We start from the raw sequence: 3837 nt of genomic DNA, 5'->3' as shown, positions 1-3837 counted from the left end.
ACATCCGCACCGCACGCTCACGCAACTCCAGCGAGTACTTTCTGGGGGCAGCCATGGCCGATGTTCCTCTCATGAGAACCATCTGACCCTCTGTCACCATCTTCCGCATCTCGGGGGAACCTCAGGACCGCGTGTCGACGGGAATGGCCGTTGCCCTGGACCGGCTTCGTCAACTGAGTGGCCCCTCCAGGGCCGCCACGCATCTCAAGGGCGTATGGCGCAGGTCACTAGAAAAGACGTCTCGGTATGCGGGAATCACTGCCACCTCGTGGCAGTGGGCGGCGCTTGAAGCCTCAATCTGACGTGTCGTCATGACCCTTATGGCACGCGAATGGCACGTGGGCCGTGAGAGGTCTAGACAACAAAGAAGCCCCGGCCGCTGGCCTGGGGCTTTTCTTTGGAGCGGGTGACGGGAATCGAACCCGCACTCTGAGCTTGGGAAGCTCATGTTCTACCACTAAACTACACCCGCGCGGCAGGCCGTTGAACGGCGCTGCATCGTCGCACACTCTACCCCATCCCGGGCTTCCGGTGCATTCACCTGCGAGGCAGCCGCGAGTCACCTATGAGGGCACCTGCGAGGTCTCCCTCGGCGTGCACCGGGTGTGCGGGGGAGTGGAGTGTGGGCGTAGCGTGCGGGTCGGAGTGCCGCCTGGAGTGGCGTCCTATTCATCCCCTAATGTGGCTTTCTCGTCCACGTTTTCTTGGGGAAGGGATTTGAGGACTTGATGGAGCCCACCGTCGTCCGCTGTGCCGAAGGGCACGTGTTCAGCACCACATCGTTTCCGCTGCAGCAGCTCGGCGCGGGCCGGATCGGCCCAGGGCGGCTCATCCGATGCCCGCGCTGTGCCCGGCTGAGGCATGCCGTTCCCGTGGGGTCCGAGCAGCGATAGTGCTGCGCGTGTGAGGCGCGCGGGGCTGTCCGATGGGGGCGGGGCCCGTGAGCCCCGCGTATCCTCGGTGCGTGCTTCTCTCAGACAAGGACATCCGGGCCGAGATCGACGCCGGACGCGTACGGATTGATCCTTACGACGCATCAATGGTGCAGCCCTCCAGCATCGACGTGCGCCTCGACCGCTACTTCCGGGTGTTCGAGAACCACCGCTACCCCCACATCGACCCTGCCGTGGAGCAGACCGACCTGACCCGGCAGGTCGAGCCCGAGAGGGACGAGGCGTTCATCCTGCACCCGGGTGAGTTCGTCCTCGCGTCGACGTACGAAACGATCACGCTCCCCGACGACCTCGCCTCGCGCCTGGAGGGCAAGAGCTCGCTCGGGCGGCTGGGGCTTGTGACGCACTCGACCGCGGGGTTCATCGACCCCGGGTTCTCCGGTCACGTCACGCTGGAGCTCTCGAATGTGGCGACTCTGCCGATCAAGCTGTGGCCCGGGATGAAGATCGGGCAGCTCTGCATGTTCCAGCTGAGTTCGTCCGCCGAGTTCCCGTACGGCTCCGAGCGGTATGGGTCGCGCTACCAGGGGCAGCGCGGGCCGACGGCCTCGCGGTCCTTCCTCAATTTTCATCGGACACAGGTGTGATACCGGGTATGAGTGACGCAGACGTACGAGAGAACCTGACGTACGACCGGTTCGGGATCGCGATTCGCGAGCTCGCGCAGACCATCGCCGACGACGGGTACGAGCCCGACATCGTGCTCAGCATCGCCCGCGGCGGGGTTTTCGTGGCCGGCGGGCTCGCGTACGCGCTGGATGTGAAGAACATCCACCTCGTGAACGTGGAGTTCTACACCGGCGTCGGGACCACGCTGGAGATGCCCGTCATGCTGGCCCCCATGCCGAACGTGATCGACTTCAGCAACAAGAAGGTGCTGATCGCGGACGATGTCGCCGACACCGGCAAGACGCTGAAGCTCGTGCACGACTTCTGCCTCGACCATGTCGCGGAGGTCCGCAGCGCGGTCGTCTACGAGAAGGCGCACTCGCTGGTGAAGTGCGAGTACGTGTGGAAGCGCACCGACGAGTGGATCAACTTCCCCTGGAGCGTGCAGAAGCCCGTCGTGCGCCGCACCGGGCAGGTTCTGGACGCCTGAGACGCGAGAATTACAGACGACGAGGATTACGGACGAATGGCAGAGGGCCCCGCTGCGGAGAGCCTGACAGCTCTGTTCAGGGCTCCACCGCATGGTCAGGCGGTCCTGGACGAAGCCCCGTAGTTCGGGGTTCTGGCCGATCTTCCCCGGCTTGGGGCGGGGCCGGCGGGCATCGGCACGGGGCCTGGGCGGCGTGCGGCCGGTAGTGGCCGTTGCCCGGGTGCCGGTTGCGGCGGATCTCCCGGCTGACCGTGGAGGGACTGCGACCCAGCTCGGCGGCGATCGCCCGGACCGTCGCCTTCTCCCGTAGCCGGTCGGCGATGTGGGTCCGCTCTTCCTCGCGAAGGTACCGGGACGGTGCAGAGGACGGCTCCACCGTGTTGGCCGGTGGAGCCGCCTTCTGCTTGCCCGACGGGTTGCGCCCGTATCGCCGGCGCTTCCCGGTCCGCCGGTTGATCCCGACGATCCGACACGCCTGCGTGTTACTCATGCCCTGCCGCATGGGCCGGAAGTATGCCGCTTGCTCCCTGGCGAGCTTCCTGGGCCCCTGTGGCTTGCGGTCCTCACGGATCTCGAAGTCCATCGCATCCCCTGAGCCGGGGTGTTGCCACGACCACTAGAACTCAGGACTACGCGCCGGGGCCCTCCTGTTTCGTCAGCTGTTTCGTCAGATCGTGCCCAGCTTGATCAGCGACAGCAGCGCGATCAGCTGGATCGCCGACGCGCCCAGCGCCTTCGGCCACGGCAGGTCGTGCGACTTGCTCACCATCGAGGTGAACAGGGCGCCCGCCGCGACCCAGGTGACCCAACCGAGCACCTGCACCAGGGCGTTCTCGCCGCCGAGGAACATCGCGAAGAGCAGCCTCGGCGCGTCCGTGATCGACATGATCAGCATCGACAGGCCGATGGTCGGCTGCCAGGAGCCGGTGCCGCCGAGCTGGCGGGCCAGGGTGTGGGTGACCGCGCCCAGGACCAGCCCGCAGATGATGAAGGCGACGCCGGTCGACAGCACGATCGGGATGGCGTTGGACAGCGTCGCGTTGATGACGTCTTCGCGCGCCTTGTCGAAGCCGAAGACCGCGAGCAGTCCGTAGACGAATGTCACGACCAGCGCGGGTCCCCACACCGGGTAGTCGCGCATCTGCATGAACGTCGGCCCCGGGCGCATCACGATGCCGCTCAGCAGCTGCTTCCAGTGCAGACGCGGGCCCGAGGGCGGCGCGTTGGTGTGCGAGTCGCCGCCCCGGTAGGTGTTGCCGTCGCCGTAGGGGTCCTCGTTGACGCTGAACGCCTGGGTATGGCCCGGGTTGTTGTTGGCGTACGGGTCACCCCCCTGGCCGCCGTGCGGGGGCGGCGCCTGCCGGCTCGGCCGGCCGCCCTGGTACGGGTCGCCGAAGTATTCGGGCTCGTCCTGCTGCCCGCCGTACTGCGGTGCCTGCGGCCACTGCTGCTGGCCGTACGGCTGCTGCTGCGGCGGTGCCGCCTGCTGCTGCCCGTACGGCTGTCCCTGCTGCCGCTGCGGTTGTTGTCGCGGGGTGCGGTTGTCCCGGCCGCGTCCGATCCTGAATCCAGCCACGTAATCGAACGTACCTGGTCCTGACGGTCCCGGTGACTGGCCTGCCCGATCAGGGCCCCCTTTGCTGCCGAGCTGTGACATCCCCTAGTACTGCAACCGTGTTTGGCGTGACGGTGTGTCGTTGTGGTCGTTGTTCCTGTCATGGGTGGGGATCTCGAAGTCGGTGACGTGTGGCGGTGGGCGGCGGGGCTGAAGGAGGTGCATGGGCG

General features: G+C 66.6%; 3 protein-coding genes, 1 tRNA gene and 1 pseudogene. 2 read left to right on the top strand and 3 right to left on the bottom strand.

Features of this window, described 5'->3' with window-relative positions:
* Window positions 1–398: 398 nt before the first annotated feature.
* Window positions 399–472, bottom strand: a tRNA-Gly gene (locus tag QMK30_RS38135).
* Window positions 473–964: 492 nt separating this feature from the next.
* Between QMK30_RS38135 and dcd the strand changes: the two genes are divergently transcribed.
* Both dcd and QMK30_RS38125 read left to right on the top strand, forming a co-directional pair.
* Complete coding sequence (gene dcd, locus QMK30_RS38130; RefSeq protein WP_283522916.1) at window positions 965–1540, top strand: dCTP deaminase; 576 nt, start codon at window positions 965–967, stop codon at window positions 1538–1540.
* A gap of 8 nt (window positions 1541–1548) precedes the next feature.
* The gene (locus QMK30_RS38125; protein ID WP_283522915.1) at window positions 1549–2052 is read left to right on the top strand and encodes a phosphoribosyltransferase; all 504 of its coding nucleotides are present in this window, start codon (window positions 1549–1551) and stop codon (window positions 2050–2052) included.
* Window positions 2053–2103: 51 nt separating this feature from the next.
* On the opposite strand, the pseudogene QMK30_RS38120 reads toward QMK30_RS38125, so the two are convergent.
* Window positions 2104–2635 (bottom strand): annotated as a pseudogene (locus QMK30_RS38120) (helix-turn-helix domain-containing protein); the annotation flags it as partial.
* A gap of 84 nt (window positions 2636–2719) precedes the next feature.
* Window positions 2720–3628 (bottom strand): Yip1 family protein, encoded by a 909-nt coding sequence (locus QMK30_RS38115; RefSeq protein WP_283522914.1) that lies wholly within the window; start codon window positions 3626–3628, stop codon window positions 2720–2722.
* Between the last annotated feature and the right edge of the window lie 209 nt (window positions 3629–3837).

This window comes from Streptomyces sp. H27-C3 (assembly GCF_030063415.1).
In the GTDB taxonomy this organism is placed as follows: domain Bacteria; phylum Actinomycetota; class Actinomycetes; order Streptomycetales; family Streptomycetaceae; genus Streptomyces.
Note: the sequence above shows the minus strand (reverse complement) of the source record. Positions and strands in the feature narration are given on the sequence as shown.

Bases quoted from the DNA above. Each gene is read 5' to 3' on its own strand.
- QMK30_RS38125 (WP_283522915.1), top strand. From the start codon at position 1,549: ATGAGTGACGCAGACGTACGAGAGAACCTGACGTACGACCGGTTCGGG.